Origin of the sequence: Sinorhizobium chiapasense, assembly GCF_045277575.1 — a bacterium.
Classification (GTDB): domain Bacteria; phylum Pseudomonadota; class Alphaproteobacteria; order Rhizobiales; family Rhizobiaceae; genus Ensifer; species Ensifer chiapasense_A.
Genome location: NZ_CP144206.1, coordinates 635,133 through 650,659, shown reverse-complemented (window position 1 = coordinate 650,659; position 15,527 = coordinate 635,133). Strand labels below are relative to the sequence as shown.

The following is a 15,527-nucleotide window of genomic DNA, read 5'->3' as shown; positions in this document are numbered from 1 at the left end:
CTCCTTAAATCGACCTCGATTTAAGGACGAAGACATGCAGCAAATCAAAGTGCTACAGCGACCTTTGCGCGTCTCATAAGACGCGCGGCGCTGTAGAACGCCGCCCGTCCAGTCACGGCGGGCAAAGGTCGTCGTCGCGGTGGCTGCAAGAGTGCCCCGGCGCTGCGGCCGGTTTGGCGAGTAAGGGCGGCGGGCCGAAGCCGGGGCGCCGCCCTCAAGAACGTGTGTTTACTTCTTGCCGAAGATCCACTTGTCCACGAGCTTCTGCGTCGTGCCGTCCTTTTCGAGAACAGCAAGGGCGGCATTGACCTTGTCGAGGGTCGCAGCGTCACCCTTGCGCACGGCATAGGCGACGCCTTCGCCGAGCGTGACGTTCTTCGGCACCTCGACCTTGACCTCGTAGTCGGCGCCTTCCGGAGTCTTCAGGAAGGTCTGGATGTAGAGGTCAGGGATCAGCACGTAGTCGACGCGGCCGGCGATGAGGTCGGCAACCGAGTTGTCAGCCGTGTCGTAGCTCTTGGCTTCGGCACCTGTCAGGTACTTGGCAACGTAAGCCGCCTGCACGCTCGAGGTCTGCACGCCGATGATCTTGCCCTCGACATCAGCCGGATCGATGATCTTGCCGGAACCGTCTGCTGCGTCGACCGTCTTGATCTCGCTCGTGTCAGCCTTGGCGCCGACGAAGGACGTGCCTTCGGTGTAATAGGGCGCCGAGAAGTCGACGACCTGACGACGCTCGTCGGTGATCGAGAACGCGCCGATGATGAAGTCGACCTTGTTTTCCTTCAGCGACGGGATCAGTCCGTCCCAGGCCATCTGGTTGATGTCGCACTTCACCGCCATCTTCTCGCACAGCGCACGGGAAAGGTCGGCTTCCAGGCCCTCCCATTCGCCGCCGGCATTGACCTGGGTGAAGGGCATGTAGGGCTCCGGCGTCATTCCGAGCCGCAGCGAATCCTCGGCAAATGCGCCGCCGGCAGCCATGGAAAGGGCGATCCCTGCGAACAGGGCGGTCTTCAACGTCTTCATAATGTTCCTCCTCGGGGATTGCGTCGGATCAGAGCGTGTTGCTGAACCAGCGCAGCGACATGCAGGAGAGACCTGCATCGATCTTGCCGATCTCCGTCGTCTTCATGGGCACGACCTTGTAGCCAAGCTTGTCGAGCATCTCGATCGTGCGCGGAAAATCGGAGCCGACCATGACGACGTCGTTGACGCGCAGCGCGTTGGCAGCAGGCTCTTCGCCTTCCGGAATGATCACCTGCTTGAAGCGCTCGAAGACGCCGGACTTGGCGAGACGCGCGGTCGAAAGCACGGTCTCGTCGTCGAGCAGCGAACAATCGGTCTTGAAGTGCAGCACGCCTTCCGGCGTCGCGACGATCTCGCTCTTGCGGCCGAGCTTTGCAAGGCAAGCCTGGAGGGCCTCGGCGCCAACCTTGTTGGTGCGGGCCGAAAGGCCGATCATCACGCTTTCACGGGTCGTCAGCACGTCGCCGCCGTCGGCAAAGCCGTCACCCGGCAGGTCGAGCACCGTTTCGAACATTGCACGCAGCGTCGGTTCGATCTCCGGCGTTTCCTTGACGCGCGTTACAGCACCCGGGCGCAGGAGGATTGCGCCTTCGGTAAAGACCAGCGCCGGATCTTCGACGAAGATCGAATCCGGAAAGGCCTCGAGCGCCGGTAGAACCGTCACCTTCACGCCCGCGTCCTTCATCGCCGCGATATAGGCATCGTGCTCGGCCTTCACACCTTCGAAGGTGGGGTTGCCGCGATCATCGGCGCGCAGGCCGTTGACGACCGACTTCGACGGAGTGCGGACGATGATGTTGTTGAACTGGTAGACGGGGCGGGATTGCGACATTTGTAGTACCTTTGGCTTGGATGAGGTGCTTCTATCGATCGGACATGGCGGCGTAAAGCGGTTGCTTGTTCACGTTTTCCCGACGGGACAAGTGAACCCCTGCAAGCATGCAACGGACGGATCCGCCGGCAAGCTCGATGGTCGGCACGTCGAAGGCGAGAACACGGGCGGATGCTTCGAGCGCCTTGATCTGATCGGTGCGGAGAGAGGCGAGCGCACGGGCCGACATGACGACGACGCGGCCGTCCGCGCCGTCGAGTTCGATGGCATTGCCGGCGAAATTCTCGATCTGGTCGATCGTGAGATCGATGACCTGGCGCCCGGTTTCCTCGAGACGGGCACAGATTTCCTGGCGGCGGGCGACATCCGGGATCATGCCCGTGCCGATCAGTGCAAATTCCGTCCCGATGCACATCAAGACGTTGGTGTGGTAGATCGAATTGCCGTGGCGGTCGACCGCACCGAAGATCATCGGCTCGAAGTTGAAGTGGGTGCAGAAGCGTTCCAGCGCCACTTCATTGGTGCGGTTGGAGCGGGCGGCGTAGGCAACTCGACCGATGTGGTCGAGCACCATTGCGCCGGTCCCTTCGAGATAGACGCCGTCCTTTTCGAGACCGGAGTAATCGATCACATCCTGAACGCGATACTCGTTCTTCAGCATCTCGATGATGTCGGAGCGGCGTTCGCTCTGACGGCTTTCCGAATACATCGGATAGATCGCGACATGACCGCCGGAATGGGTGGAGAACCAGTTGTTCGGAAAGACGGAGTCGGGCCGCGTCGTCGTCTCATCCTCGAAGAGGTGCACTGCGACGCCGGCACCGGCGAGCCCATCAGCCATGCGGCTGACTTCGTCGTAAGCTGCCTTGGCGATCGCCGAAGGCTGGCGTGCGGCGTCGGTTGCCTGGAAGGCGTTATCCTCCGCCGTCATCGGGTTCGGGCCGAAATGGTGCGGACGGATCATCACGACGGCCTTCGGCGCCTGTACGGACGGTCTCTTCATTTCAGGCAACGCTCCGCTCGGCAAAAGCGGCCGGTTGCTGCTTGAACAGGCCGTAGAGATCACGCGGATGCTCCGGCTGTGTCGTCAGGTCGAGTTCGGTGTAGAACGCGGTGCCCTGGATCTTGTCGCGCAGGAAGCGCAGTGCCGAAAAGTCTTCCGTCGCAAAACCGACGGAATCGAAGATGGTGATCTGGCCGTTGTTGCGGCGACCTTCGGCCTCGCCGGCGATGACCTGCCAGAGTTCGGTGACCGGGAAATCCGGCGCCATCTGCTGGATCTCGCCCTCGATGCGGGTCTGCTCCGGATATTCGACGAAGACGTCGGCACGGCGCAGGATGTCGCCCTGCAGTTCCGTCTTGCCGGGGCAGTCGCCGCCGACGGCGTTGATATGCACGCCGGCGCCGACCATGTTGTCGGAAAGGATTGTGGCGTTGCGCTTGTCGGCCGTCACCGTCGTGATGATGTCGGCGCCGGCAACCGCCTCCTCCGCCGTCGCCGCGACGACGATGTCGAAATCCATATCCGAGAGGTTGTTGCAGAACTTGTTCGCCGCTTCGGCATCGATGTCGAAGACCTGCAGGCGCTTGACGCCGAGCAAAGCACGGAAGGCCAACGCCTGGAACTCGGACTGGGCGCCGAGACCGATGATCGCCATCGAGCGGGCGTCGGGGCGAGCGAGATATTTTGCGGCAAGCGCGGAGGTCGCGGCGGTCCTCAGGCCCGTCATGATCGTCATTTCGGAGACCAGGCAAGGGTAGCCGGTGCTGACGTCGGAGAGAACGCCGAAGGCGGTCACCGTCTGCAGGCCGACATTCGGGTTCTTCGGGTGACCGTTGACATATTTGAAGCCGTAGTGCTGGCCGTCCGAGGTCGGCATCAATTCGATGACGCCGGTCTTGGAATGGCTTGCGAGCCGCGGGGTTTTCTCAAATGCGTTCCACCGGCGGAAATCATCTTCGATATATTCCGCAAGACCCACAAGGAACGTCTCGATGCCGATCGATTTGACCAGCTCGATTACGTTGCCGACACCGACATACTGAACCACGTTACCAACTCCATCGGAGAAATTCGATGAAGTCAGCCTAGGCAGGCAAGAAGTGAGTTGAAATTTTAAACTTGCTCAAAATCGAAGAGCATATTGAGCAATTTGCACAATCGTAATATGCAATATTCATGCATATCTTCGACGACCTCGATCACCAGCTCATCTCGCTGTTGCGAGAAGATGGCCGCGCGCCCTACTCCAAGATCGCGGCGGTGCTCGGCATCTCCAGGGCGACGGTGCAGACGCGGATCGACCGTCTGCTCGAAAGCGGTGCCGTGCTCGGCTTCACGCTGCGCGTGCGGCAGGATTACGACGATCGCGCCATCCGTGCGATCATGATGATCGAGGTCAGCGGCCGCAACACCACCAAGGTCATCAAGTACCTGCGCGGCCTGCCCGAGCTTTACGCACTCCATACGACCAATGGCGGCTGGGATCTGGTCGCCGAAATCCGCGCCAACAGCCTCAGCGATTTCGACCGCATCCTGCGCGAAGTGCGCGACGTCGACGGCGTGTCGAACAGCGAAACGAGCATTCTGCTCAGCACCGTCTGATTCCCCACCATCACAAGCGCACCAAGAATGCGCCCTTCAATGACAGGCAAGCCCGTGAGCCATATCCCCCAGATCGACTACGAAACCGCCTCTGACGAGATCCGCGCGGCCCATGACGAAGAGGTGCGCGTGCGCGGACGCATGACCAATATGAAACGCACGCTGCTGCATTCGCCGGTTGCGCACCGGATCTATGCGGAATGGTTCACTTTGCGCGAGGAACTGCGTCCAGCGCTTGACGATCGGGCGATCTGGTTTCTCTCGCACGCGATTTCTGAGGCCATGCGCTCACCGATCGCGATGGGCTTCTTCCGCCGCGCCTTCGCCAATGCCGGCATCGACTTCCACACCGTTATACCCACGGAAGACGAGCAGCGGTTGATCGCCTTCGGACGCGCGATCGTTGCCGATTCCAATGCCGTCCCGAAGGAGATCTGGGCCGGGCTCAAGGCGCGCTACGATGCCAAGGCGCTGGTCGATCTCGTCGCCTTCTCTGGCATCATGGTGGCAACTGCGCTCTTCAACAATGTGGTCGAGGTGGAGTTCGACAAGGAACTCGAGCCCTTCGTCGATTGAGCGACGCGGCCTGAACGGGTTCCGCCATCCCTTCATTGCCTGCCACGCAATCGCGCGCTCCTCGCCCCCACGCGCTTGACTCCATCGAATTGCGTGTATATACACACACTATGTCTCGTTGCTACTGTGCCCTCTTACGCAAAGCCACCCGGAGAGTGACATCGCTCTATGACGATGCACTTCAGCCGATCGGCATCAACGTCGCCCAGTTCAGTTTGCTTCGGCACATTGAGCGCGATGAACCGATCTCGATGACCGAACTTGGCCGCAAGATCGAACTCGAGCGCTCGACGGTCAGCCGCAACGTCAAGGTGCTGGAGGGAATGGGGCTGGTCGAAACCGGGAGCGGCAAGGATCAGAGGGAGGCCGTCGTCGAACTCACCGAAAATGGCCGACGGATCCTCGAAGACGGTGCGCCGCTTTGGCAGGGCGCGCAGGACCGGATCGAGGCGCAACTTGGGGCGGACGCCGCCGCGCAACTGAAGGAACTGCTGCAAACGCTTTAAGCGACGCCGTCCGCCAGGCACGGCGACAGACTGACGACAAACCCAAAATGCGAAACCGTAGGCCCGCGCGCCACTTTCGCACACCCGGAAAAAACGGACGAAAGGAAATCGACGATGCTCGGTCCAGCGCTTGCGCGTTACCTTGCCAAACGCAACATCCACTACGGCTGGGCGATGGCCGCCGTCACCTTCCTCGTCATGCTGTCGACCGCAGGCGCCATGGGCTCGGCGGGTGTGCTGATCAAACCGCTTGAGACCGAATTCGGCTGGTCCAACGCGCAGATTTCGATGGCGCTGGCGATCCGTCTCTGCCTCTTCGGCCTGCTTGGCCCCTTCGCCGCCTCGTTCATGAATCACTTCGGCGTCCGCCAGGTCGTCTCCGCGGCACTGGTCCTCATCCTCTCGGGCATTGCCGCCTCCTTCTACATGACCGAACTCTGGCATCTCGTCGCGCTCTGGGGCGTGGTTCTGGGCATTGGCACCGGCATGACGGCCCTGGTTCTCGGCGCCACGGTCGCGACACGCTGGTTCGACAAGCGACGCGGCCTCGTCGTCGGGCTGATGACCGCTAGCAATGCCACCGGTCAGTTGGTGTTCCTGCCCCTGCTCGCATCGCTGACCGAAACGCTCGGCTGGCGGTCGGCATTGACGCTCGTCATCGCCGTTCTCGCCAGTGCTTTCACCCTGGTGCTTTTGTTCATGCAGGACCGGCCAAGCGACCTTGGTCTTGCGCCCTTCGGCGCCAAGCAGGTCGTTCCGGCACCGCCCAAGGCAAAAAGCTTCGGCGCCCTGCTCATGGCCCCGATCAGGGCGCTCGCCGATGCCGCGAAGACCAACACCTTCTGGGTACTGTTCGCCACCTTTTTCGTCTGTGGTTTCAGCACCAACGGCCTGATCCAGACCCATTGGGTTTCAATCTGCGGCGACGTCGGCATTGCCGCCGTGGGTGCTGCCGGCTTCCTGGCGCTGATTGGCGTGTTCGATCTCATCGGCACCGTCGGCTCCGGCTGGCTTTCCGACCGCTACGACAATCGCTGGCTCTTGTTCTGGTTCTACGGCCTGCGCGGCCTGTCGCTGATGTTCCTGCCGTTCAGCGGCTTCAACATCTACACATTGTCGATCTTCGCGATCTTCTATGGGTTGGACTGGGTCGCAACGGTCCCACCGACCGTGAAACTCGCGGCTGAACGCTTCGGCCCGGAACGGGCGGCGCTGGTCTTCGGCTGGATCTTCGCCGGCCACCAGCTTGGTGCCGCAAGTGCCGCCTTCCTCGCCGGGGCAAGCCGGACGTCGCTCGAAACCTATACGCCGGCCTTGCTTGCCGCCGGGATGCTCTGCGTCGTCGCGGCCCTGCTGGTGCTGACCATCGGCCGACGCCAGGTGGAAGCACTGGCGCCGCAGCCTGCTTAGGCCGCACTTAAGCCACTTACCTGCGGCCGGCTTTCGATGGCAGCCGGCCGTAGGCCCGAATAGCTCGCCTCAAGAACTGAAGCGCGTCACGAATTCCGGATTGCCGCGGATCGTATTGCTGACAGTGCAGATCTCGTTTTCGGCCGCCTCCGCGATCGCATGGCGGACCGCATCGTCGAAATCGCCCTTGATGTCGAAGACGATGTTGAATGTTGCGACACGCGAAGGCTCGTCATGCGCCTTTTCGCCGGTCACCTTGGCGCTCACTTCCGTCAACCGGTCGAGCACGCCGTAGCGGCTGGCGGCGATGCGGGCGCTGAGCACCAGGCAGCTCGCAAGCGACGCGTAGAGCAGATCGAGCGGGCCGTAGCCGGGCTGCGACGGGCCTGTAACGATATCGAACTCACCCCCTGTCACCGAGGTCACATGCGGAAAGCCGGTCCTGCCGACGACGGCCGTCGCACCGGTTTCACGCGTTCTCACCTTCACATCCGCCATCGCTAATGACCTTCCCTCTGCTTCCTATTCGACCGGCGCTTACCGGCGCCGAAAAACATGTCGCCCCGGGCCGTTTCCGGTCCAGGGCGTTGATATGTGCGCCTTTGAAGATCGGCGCAAGAGCGGCGTCGGCTCAGTTCTTCTTCACCAGGCGGTAGAAGACGAAGTCCGACGTGGCGCCGTTGACGTAGCCTTCGACCTTGTCCTTCATCGCGACCTGGGTCGCGGCCTGGAACATGATCACGATCGGCGACTTTTCCTGCACCTTATGCTGCAGGTCGACATAAAGCGCATCACGCTTGGCCGGATCGGCTTCCTTGAGCGCTGCCTTGGTCGCTTCGTTGAGTTCCGCCGGCACGGCCCAACCGTTGCGCCAGGTGGTCGTCGATTGATACTTGTCGTCGGCGTTGTCCTCGTTATAGGCGAAGGCCTTGGCGTTCGAATGCGGGTCCATGAAATCCGGGCCCCAGTAGAGCAGCATGGCTTCGTGGGTGCGCGCACGGTACTTGGTGATGACCTGGCTGCCGGTGCCCGGAATGATTTCGAAGTTGATGCCGGCTTCGGCGAAGGACGCCTGCAACGACTGCGCCATGTCGGTAAACGGCGTCGAGTTGATGACGTCGAGCGTCACCTTGATCGGCGTCTTGATACCGGCATCGGCGAGGATCTTCTTCGCCTTTTCAACGTCGTAGCTGTAGGGCGTCTCGTCGAGCGAGCCGGGGAAGCCCTTCGGCCAGAAGGCCTGGTGCACTTCCATCTGGCCTTTGAGGAAGCTGTCAGTCATGCCCTTGTAGTCAACGAGGTAGCGCGCGGCCTCCCAGACGGCTTCCGGCTGCAGTGCCGTGTTCTTCTGGTTGAACGACAGGAAGTGAACGGCCGCCTGCGGATAGGATTCGACCTTCATGCCGCCCTTGCCCTGAAGGCCCGACACCTGGTCCGGCGTCAGGTTCTTCGCCATGTCGACGTCGCCGGTCTCAAGCAGAAGCTGCTGGGTAGCTGCTTCGGCCACGTGGCGGATGATGACGCCCTTGATTGCCGGAGCGCCGCCGAAATAGCTCGGGTTGGCCTGGAGGTTCAGGAGTTCGCCTGCGCGAAACGCCTTCAGCACGAACGGACCGGTACCGGCCGAATTGGCCTTCAGCCAAGCATTGCCGAAGTCGCCATTGGCTTCGTTGGCCTTGACGGTTTCCGCATCGACGACCGAGGCCGGGCGGGCGGCGAGCACGTTGAGAACGAAGGCCGAGGAGAAGTCACCTTCGTACTTGATCGTGACCTTGTTGCCGTCGGTGGTCACCATCTTGTCGATATTGTCAGGCGTCCAGCCGAGCTGCGTCAGGATGAAGGCCGGGGCCTTGTTGAGAACGACGACGCGCTTGAAGGAATAGACGACGTCTTCGCCGCGCAGCGGATTGCCGGAGGAGAAGGTAACGCCATCGCGCAGCGTGAAGGTGATCGTCTTGGCGGCATCGTCGGCGGTCCATTCCGATGCAAGGCCCGGCGCCAGCTTCTTCACGTCGGGTGCATCGTACTGCACCAGGCGGTCATAGGTCTGCGTCACGTATTCGCCCGAGGAAAACTCATAGGCCTCGGCCGGGTCGATGCTGACGATGTCGTCGATATTCTGGGCAACGACCAGCACTTCCGCCGGCGTTTCGGCGAGCGCCGCCGGCGCCACGCTCAGCATCAGGGACGCCGCGAAGACCGCGGCCTTGAACATTCTCATCATCATTCTCCTATTTTCGATGAGGCTTGGTTTTTGTCATTGCCGGCTTCAGCGCCGATTGCGGCGCGCCGGTCTCGTTGGATTGGGATGCGCGCAAGCGGAAGAGCGGCAAGGTGCCGGTCCAGATCAGCCGCACGGGCGTGTCGGTCCTGTTCCACCAGTAGTGAGGCTGGATGCCGCGGAAATGCAGGCCGTCGCCGACGGAAAGCGTCGTCTCGTCGCCATCGAGCCCGAATAGGATTTCCCCTTCGAGGATGTAGACGAGCTCCTCGCCCTCATGGCTGAAGACCTCGGAGCGGTGCCCGGGCGGTATCGTGATGACGAAGCTCGAAAGCTGGTTTCCGGCGAAGTCCGCGCCGATCCGCTCATAGGAGACCGGCGAACCGCCGACGGAAAACACCATGCGCCCCTCGGCGCGCGAGAGCCCGGTATCGATCGCCGGCGCAAGGATGAAGTGGTTGAGTTCAGCGCCGAGCCCTTGCGCGATCTGCGCGAGCGTGCCGAGCGAGGGCATGGCGAGGTCGCGTTCGATCTGGCTGAGATAGCCGACGGAAACGCCCGCCGCATCGCTCAGTTCCTGCAGCGTCATATGCATCTGCCGCCGACGCGCGCGCACCAGCGCGCCGATCTTCGGCTGCCCTGCCCCGGCACTTTTCCCGGACGTGGCTTCGTCATCCGACGGACCGCTCACGTTTCCCTCCCTGTTGCGATGACTGGGCCGGATCGACCAGTCATAAACACGCTCGCCTCTTATGCGCTGGAGCGGCACGCGGGCGGAAAACCGCACACACTTTTCCTCATGCCACCGCAGTAAAATTTTTTTGATTTAAGCAAACTTATTTATATACTCCAAGCGATTTTTTGCGCTATCGACAAATGAGACCGCAAGCGAAGAGGGATGGAATCGCCACGTGGCAAACGACAGCACAACACCAGCAGCGCCTGTACGCCGCGCCGCCCGGCCAAGCCGGGCACGGCAGCGCCTATTCTCGTTGATGGGCTTCCTGATCACGCTCGCGGTAACCTTCCTCGGCCTGCTCGCGATCACCTTCTTCATCGGTCGGATCGTGCCGATCGACCCGGTTCTCGCCGTCGTTGGCGACCGCGCACCGGTCGCCGTCTATGAACGTGTCCGCCAGGAAATGGGACTCGACCAGCCGTTGACCGTCCAGTTCGTCAGCTATGTCGGCGACGTGCTGTCAGGCAATTTCGGCACCTCGGTTTCGACCGGCAAGCTGGTCATCGAGGATCTCGCCCGCGTCTTCCCGGCGACGCTCGAAATGGCGACGCTCGGCATCATTCTCGGCGTTCTGATCGGCGTGCCGCTCGGCGTTTTCGCCGCCGCCCGCCGTGGCTCGTGGCTTGACCAGGGCATTCGCGTCGTCGGCCTGCTCGGCTACTCCGTGCCCGCCTTCTGGCTCGGCCTTGTCGGCCTTGCCGTGTTCTATGCACGGCTGAAATGGGTCGGCGGTCCGGGCCGTGTCGATATCTTCTATGACGGCATGGTCACCCCGGTGACCGGCCTGATCCTCGTCGACAGCATCATCGCCGGCGAATGGGAGATCTTCCGCAATGCCGTCTGGCACCTGATCCTTCCGGCGTCCTGCCTCGGCTTCTTCTCGCTCGCCTATATCGCCCGCATGACGCGCTCCTTCATGCTCGACCAGTTGAGCCAGGAATATGTCACCACCGCACGGGTCAAGGGCGTGCCGGAGCGCCTCGTCATCTGGCGTCATGCCTTCCGGCCGATCCGCGTGCCGCTGATCACCGTCATCGGCCTCTCCTATGCCGGCCTGCTCGAAGGCTCGGTCATGATCGAGACCATCTTCTCCTGGCCCGGCATCGGCAACTACCTGACCGTCGCCCTGCTCAACGCCGACATGTCGGCCGTGCTCGGCTCGACCCTGGTCATCGGCGCGGTCTTCATCGGCATCAACAAGATTTCGGACGTGCTCTACCGCGTGCTCGATCCGCGTGCACGCTAGAGCGGGATGAGGAAAAGTGTATGCGGTTTTCCGGCCCCATCCCGCTCCAACTTATTAGAATCGATCACGTTTATGATTTTGGGTCGATCCGACCCAAAATCATCGTGATCTAGAGAGGAGGCGGACATGACCACACTTCGCGACTGGCTGATTGACGACAGCCCCGCCTCGCCGATGCAGGCGCGCCTCGGCCGTTTCTACCGCATCTTTGGCGCGCTGATGCGCAATCCGCTGGCAGTCGTCGGCGCGATCATCATCGCGGCATTGGTGCTGACGGCCCTCTTCGCCCCCTGGCTGGCGACGCATGACCCGCTGCGTCAGTCGCTCGGCGAGCGCCTGCTGCCGCCGAGCGCTGCTCATTGGATGGGAACCGACGAACTCGGCCGCGACATCTGGTCCCGAGTCGTCTACGGCGCACGGATCACGCTCGCCATCGTTACGCTGGTTGCCGTGCTCGCAGCCCCCGCCGGCCTCGTGATCGGCGTTGCCGCCGGTTACTTCGGCGGCTGGGTCGACCGTATCCTGATGGGCATTACCGATATTTTCCTGTCGCTGCCGAAGCTCATCCTGGCGCTCGCCTTCGTCGCCGCATTGGGTCCGGGGATCGAAAACGCGATCATCGCCATCGCGATCACCTCCTGGCCGGGCTATGCCCGCGTCGCCCGCGCCGAAACGCTCACCTTCAAGAACTCCGAGTTCATCTCGGCGGTCCGCCTGCTCGGCGCGTCAAGCCTGCGTGTCAATCTCGGCCACGTGCTGCCGCTCTGCACTTCGTCGATGATTATCCGCGTCACGCTCGACATGGCCGGCATCATCCTGACGGCCGCCGGCCTCGGCTTCATCGGCCTCGGCGCCCAGCCGCCGCTGCCCGAATGGGGCGCGATGATCTCGCGTGGCCGTTCCTTCATTCTTGATCAGTGGTGGGTTGCGACCATGCCCGGCTTTGCCATCATTCTCGTCAGCCTCGGTTTCTGCTTCCTGGGTGATGGTCTGCGCGATGTGCTGGATCCGAAGAGCGGGGAGCAGCGCTGATGAAAAAGCTTCTCGAAATCGAAAACCTGCGCGTCACCTTCCCGACGCCCCGCGGCGACCTCGAGGTGGTGCGCGGCATCTCCTTCTCCCTCGGCCGCGAACGCCTCGGTATCGTCGGTGAGAGCGGTTCCGGCAAATCGATGACCGGCCGCTCGATCCTGCAGCTCATCCGGGCTCCCGGCCGGGTCACCGCCGACAAGCTCACTTTCGACGGCATCGACCTGCTGAAGCAGTCCGAGCGACAGATGCGCGCCATCCGCGGCGCTCGTATCTCCATGGTGATGCAGGACCCGAAGTTCTCGCTGAACCCGGTCATGACCATCGGCGAACAGATCGCCGAGGCGCTGCTGACACACCAGAAGCTGCCGCGCCGCGAGGTCAACAGCCGCATGCTCGCGATGCTGGAATCGGTGCGCATCGCCGATCCGGAGCGTGTCGCGCGCCTCTATCCGCACGAAGTCTCCGGCGGCATGGGCCAGCGCGTGATGATCGCGATGATGCTGATCCCGGAGCCGGACCTTTTGATCGCGGACGAGCCGACCTCGGCGCTCGACGTCTCGGTCCAGGCGCAGGTGCTCGACATCATCGACGAACTGGTGAAGCGCAAGGGCATGGGGCTGATCTTCATCAGCCACGACCTGAACCTCGTCTCCAGCTATTGCGACCGCATCCTCGTGATGAACACCGGCGAAGTGGTCGAGGAATGCAAGGCCGGTGAGCTGATGGCGGCAAAGCACCCCTATACGCGCGGGCTGATCGCCTCGATCCCGCGCCTTGATGAAACACGGGACGAGCTGCCGGTGCTCGACCGCAGCGCATGGGCCAAGGCATGACCGCGCTCTCTCTGAAAAATCTCGATATCTCCTATGGCGACGTGCAGATCACCCACGACGTCAATCTCGACATCGCCGACGGCGAGAGCTTTGCGCTCGTCGGCGAAAGCGGCTCGGGAAAATCGACGGTGCTGAAGGCGATCGCCGGTCTCGCACCGGAATGGACAGGCGAGATCACCGTGCTCGGCTCGCCGCGCGGCCACGGCATCGACCGCGCCTTCTCGCGCCAGTGCCAGATGGTGTTCCAGGATCCCTACGGCTCGCTGCATCCGCGCAAGACGGTGGACGCCACCCTCGGCGAAGCGCTGACGATCCATGGCATTGGCGACCGCAACGCGCGGATCGAGGAAGTCATGACTTCGGTCGGTCTCGATCGCAAGTTCCGTTTCCGCTTTCCGCACCAGCTTTCGGGCGGCCAGCGCCAGCGCGTGGCGATCGCCCGCGCACTGATGCTCAAACCGAAGGTGCTGTTGCTCGACGAGCCGACCTCGGCGCTCGACGTTTCGGTCCAGGCGGAAATCCTCAACCTGCTGAAGCGGCTCAGGCGCGAGCAGAACCTCACCTTCCTGATGGTCACCCACAACCTGGCCGTCGTCTCGTTCCTCTGCGATCGCCTCGCCGTCATGCGCCAGGGCCGCATCGTCGAAGTGGCCGACGTCGCCGATCTCAAGCGCGGCGACCTCAAGGATCCCTATTCGCGTGAACTGATGCAGATCAGCGCCGCGCATGCCAACTAGGGCGGGGCAAGGAAAGCGCGTGCGGTTCTCCGTCCGCGTCCCGCTCTAAATATCGAGTAACCCCAAGGACATAGCATGAACAGTGAACAGATCGCTGCCGCGCTGGCGGAATTCGACGCGGCCATTGCCAAGACCACCGATGCTGAGGCGGTATGGACCGCGCTGCAGACGCTTTGCCGCCAGGTGATCGGCGCCAAGCTCTTCACCGTCATGACCGTCGACATGGTCAACGAAGTCGCCCGCCGCGCCTACACCTCGCACCCGCAAGAATACCCGACCTCCGGCACCAAGCCGATCCGCTACGACAGTTGGTTCGACATCGTGCACAAGGCGCACCAGACCTTCGTCGCCAACACCATCGTCGACATTTCCAAGGTCTTCGGCGACCACGAAACCATCTGGTCGCTCGGCTGCGGTTCCGTCGCCAACATCCCGGTAGTCGTCGGCGGCGAGTTGCTCGGCACGGTCAACTGTCTCGACGTCGAGCACCACTATACGCCAGAGCGCGTGGCGCTCTCCAAGCACCTGGAAATGCCGGCGAAGCTCGCCTTCCTCGCCGCTGCGCGCGCCGAAAAGAAGTAAAACGGCGGGCCGGAGGCGTCATCGCCTTCGGCCGCGCCCGCCGGTCAGCGGCCGATAGCCACGCCGGTTTCCTTCAGGAAAAAGTGCATCTTCTCAGACTCGAGCGGCACCTCGATCTGGTGATCCGGGCCGATGCGCGAGGCGGCGTGAACCTGCGCCGTGAAAGCCGCCGGCCCGATTCTGCCGAGCGCGAGCGTATGGGGGCCGAGCGGTTCGATGTCACGCACCGTCAACCTGACCGTCGGCGCACTTGCATCCGCCGCCATTGTATGTTCCGGCCGAATACCGAGCACGACGGTCTGACCGACAAAGGCGCCGAGCTTCTCGGTGCGGCTTTCCGGAATTTTGATCGCCACCCCGCCATCGGCCCTGAACTGCAGCCCGCCGTCACCACGCTCGAGCTGCCCCTCGACGAAGTTCATGCTGGGCGCGCCGATGAAGGCGGCGACGAAGAGGTTGGCCGGCGCTTCGTAGAGCGTGATCGGATCGGCCGCCTGCTCGATGCGGCCCTGATTCATGACGACGACGCGATCGGCCATGGTCATCGCCTCAACCTGGTCATGGGTGACGTAGACCGCGGTCGTCTGGAGACGGCGGTGCAACAGCTTGATTTCGGTACGCATTTCGATGCGAAGCTTGGCGTCGAGGTTCGAGAGAGGCTCGTCGAAAAGAAAGACATCCGGCTGGCGCACGATTGCACGGCCGATCGCCACGCGCTGGCGCTGGCCGCCGGAAAGCGCGCTCGGCTTGCGGGCAAGGTAGGCGCCGAGATTGAGGATGCGGGCGGCATCCGCGACCGCCTTGTCGATCTCCGCTTTCGGCGTGCCGCGCACCTTCATGCCGTAGCCGATGTTTTCGGCGACCGTCATATGCGGGTAGAGCGCGTAGTTCTGAAAGACCATCGAGCAATTGCGCGAGCCTGGCCGCAGGTCGGTTACGTCGCGCTCGCCGATCCGGATCGATCCCGATGACGCGGTTTCGAGACCGGCGATCATCCGCAGCGTCGTCGTCTTGCCGCAACCGGACGGCCCGACGAGCACGACGAATTCACGGTCGGCAATGTCAAGGTCGAGCGGCGGAATGACGGTGACGTTCCCGAAGGACTTGGTGATCTGCTGCAATCGGACCTGTGACATGCTGTAGCCTCTGCTGCTGACGACGCCCGGTGTGGCCGGGATG

The 15,527-nt window shown here is 62.6% G+C and carries 17 protein-coding genes; 9 read left to right on the top strand and 8 right to left on the bottom strand.

Going from position 1 to position 15,527, the window contains the following annotated elements:
• Nucleotides 1-228 precede the first annotated feature (228 nt).
• From QM996_RS21835 to ocd, 4 genes are read right to left on the bottom strand one after another with little or no spacing between them, the layout of a single operon-like run.
• Nucleotides 229-1,029, bottom strand: a complete 801-nt coding sequence (locus QM996_RS21835) for a transporter substrate-binding domain-containing protein (RefSeq protein ID WP_334198140.1) — start codon at nucleotides 1,027-1,029, stop codon at nucleotides 229-231.
• A 28-nt stretch (nucleotides 1,030-1,057) separates the two neighbouring features.
• On the bottom strand, nucleotides 1,058-1,861 hold the full coding sequence (locus tag QM996_RS21830) for a dimethylarginine dimethylaminohydrolase family protein (protein WP_173518633.1): 804 nt from the start codon (nucleotides 1,859-1,861) through the stop codon (nucleotides 1,058-1,060).
• A 31-nt stretch (nucleotides 1,862-1,892) separates the two neighbouring features.
• Nucleotides 1,893-2,864, bottom strand: a complete 972-nt coding sequence (ctlX, locus tag QM996_RS21825; RefSeq protein WP_334198139.1) for a citrulline utilization hydrolase CtlX — start codon at nucleotides 2,862-2,864, stop codon at nucleotides 1,893-1,895.
• A gap of 1 nt (nucleotide 2,865) precedes the next feature.
• Nucleotides 2,866-3,948: an ornithine cyclodeaminase gene (ocd, locus tag QM996_RS21820; RefSeq protein WP_334198757.1), complete on the bottom strand. Its 1,083-nt coding sequence runs from the start codon at nucleotides 3,946-3,948 to the stop codon at nucleotides 2,866-2,868.
• Nucleotides 3,949-4,040: 92 nt separating this feature from the next.
• On the opposite strand from ocd, the gene QM996_RS21815 reads away from it, so the two are divergent.
• The 4 genes from QM996_RS21815 to QM996_RS21800 all read left to right on the top strand — a co-directional run bounded on the left by QM996_RS21815 (nucleotide 4,041) and on the right by QM996_RS21800 (nucleotide 6,958).
• Entirely contained in the window at nucleotides 4,041-4,466 is a 426-nt protein-coding gene (locus tag QM996_RS21815; protein WP_043613515.1) for an Lrp/AsnC family transcriptional regulator, read from the top strand.
• A gap of 54 nt (nucleotides 4,467-4,520) precedes the next feature.
• Nucleotides 4,521-5,042 (top strand): carboxymuconolactone decarboxylase family protein, encoded by a 522-nt coding sequence (locus QM996_RS21810; RefSeq protein WP_334198138.1) that lies wholly within the window; start codon nucleotides 4,521-4,523, stop codon nucleotides 5,040-5,042.
• Between the two features lie 110 nt (nucleotides 5,043-5,152).
• Nucleotides 5,153-5,548, top strand: a complete 396-nt coding sequence (locus QM996_RS21805) for a MarR family winged helix-turn-helix transcriptional regulator (protein WP_334198137.1) — start codon at nucleotides 5,153-5,155, stop codon at nucleotides 5,546-5,548.
• A gap of 114 nt (nucleotides 5,549-5,662) precedes the next feature.
• Nucleotides 5,663-6,958 carry an MFS transporter gene (locus QM996_RS21800; protein WP_334198136.1) on the top strand — a complete coding sequence of 432 codons (1,296 nt, stop codon included), beginning with the start codon at nucleotides 5,663-5,665 and terminating at the stop codon, nucleotides 6,956-6,958.
• A 69-nt stretch (nucleotides 6,959-7,027) separates the two neighbouring features.
• Here the strand turns inward: QM996_RS21800 and QM996_RS21795 are convergent, their stop codons facing one another.
• From QM996_RS21795 to QM996_RS21785, 3 genes are all read right to left on the bottom strand, one after another.
• Entirely contained in the window at nucleotides 7,028-7,456 is a 429-nt protein-coding gene (locus QM996_RS21795) for an OsmC family protein (protein WP_334198135.1), read from the bottom strand.
• A 133-nt stretch (nucleotides 7,457-7,589) separates the two neighbouring features.
• Nucleotides 7,590-9,179 carry an ABC transporter substrate-binding protein gene (locus QM996_RS21790; protein WP_334198134.1) on the bottom strand — a complete coding sequence of 530 codons (1,590 nt, stop codon included), beginning with the start codon at nucleotides 9,177-9,179 and terminating at the stop codon, nucleotides 7,590-7,592.
• 10 nt (nucleotides 9,180-9,189) lie between these two features.
• Complete coding sequence (locus tag QM996_RS21785) at nucleotides 9,190-9,870, bottom strand: helix-turn-helix domain-containing protein (protein ID WP_334198133.1); 681 nt, start codon at nucleotides 9,868-9,870, stop codon at nucleotides 9,190-9,192.
• Between the two features lie 304 nt (nucleotides 9,871-10,174).
• Here QM996_RS21785 and QM996_RS21780 point away from each other — a divergent pair, with 304 nt between their 5' ends.
• From QM996_RS21780 to QM996_RS21760, 5 genes are all read left to right on the top strand, one after another.
• Entirely contained in the window at nucleotides 10,175-11,164 is a 990-nt protein-coding gene (locus tag QM996_RS21780) for an ABC transporter permease (protein ID WP_334198756.1), read from the top strand.
• A gap of 126 nt (nucleotides 11,165-11,290) precedes the next feature.
• A complete protein-coding gene (locus QM996_RS21775; RefSeq protein WP_334198132.1) occupies nucleotides 11,291-12,196 on the top strand; it encodes an ABC transporter permease in 906 nt (301 codons plus the stop codon).
• The gene (locus QM996_RS21770) at nucleotides 12,196-13,029 is read left to right on the top strand and encodes an ABC transporter ATP-binding protein (RefSeq protein ID WP_334198131.1); all 834 of its coding nucleotides are present in this window, start codon (nucleotides 12,196-12,198) and stop codon (nucleotides 13,027-13,029) included. Before QM996_RS21775 ends, QM996_RS21770 begins: the two co-directional genes overlap by 1 nt.
• Nucleotides 13,026-13,766: an ABC transporter ATP-binding protein gene (locus QM996_RS21765; RefSeq protein ID WP_334198130.1), complete on the top strand. Its 741-nt coding sequence runs from the start codon at nucleotides 13,026-13,028 to the stop codon at nucleotides 13,764-13,766. The genes QM996_RS21770 and QM996_RS21765 overlap by 4 nt, the downstream gene beginning before the upstream one ends.
• Nucleotides 13,767-13,841: 75 nt before the next feature.
• A complete protein-coding gene (locus QM996_RS21760) occupies nucleotides 13,842-14,348 on the top strand; it encodes a GAF domain-containing protein (RefSeq protein WP_334198129.1) in 507 nt (168 codons plus the stop codon).
• A 44-nt stretch (nucleotides 14,349-14,392) separates the two neighbouring features.
• On the opposite strand, the gene QM996_RS21755 is transcribed toward QM996_RS21760, so the two are convergent.
• Complete coding sequence (locus QM996_RS21755) at nucleotides 14,393-15,484, bottom strand: ABC transporter ATP-binding protein (protein WP_334198128.1); 1,092 nt, start codon at nucleotides 15,482-15,484, stop codon at nucleotides 14,393-14,395.
• Between the last annotated feature and the right edge of the window lie 43 nt (nucleotides 15,485-15,527).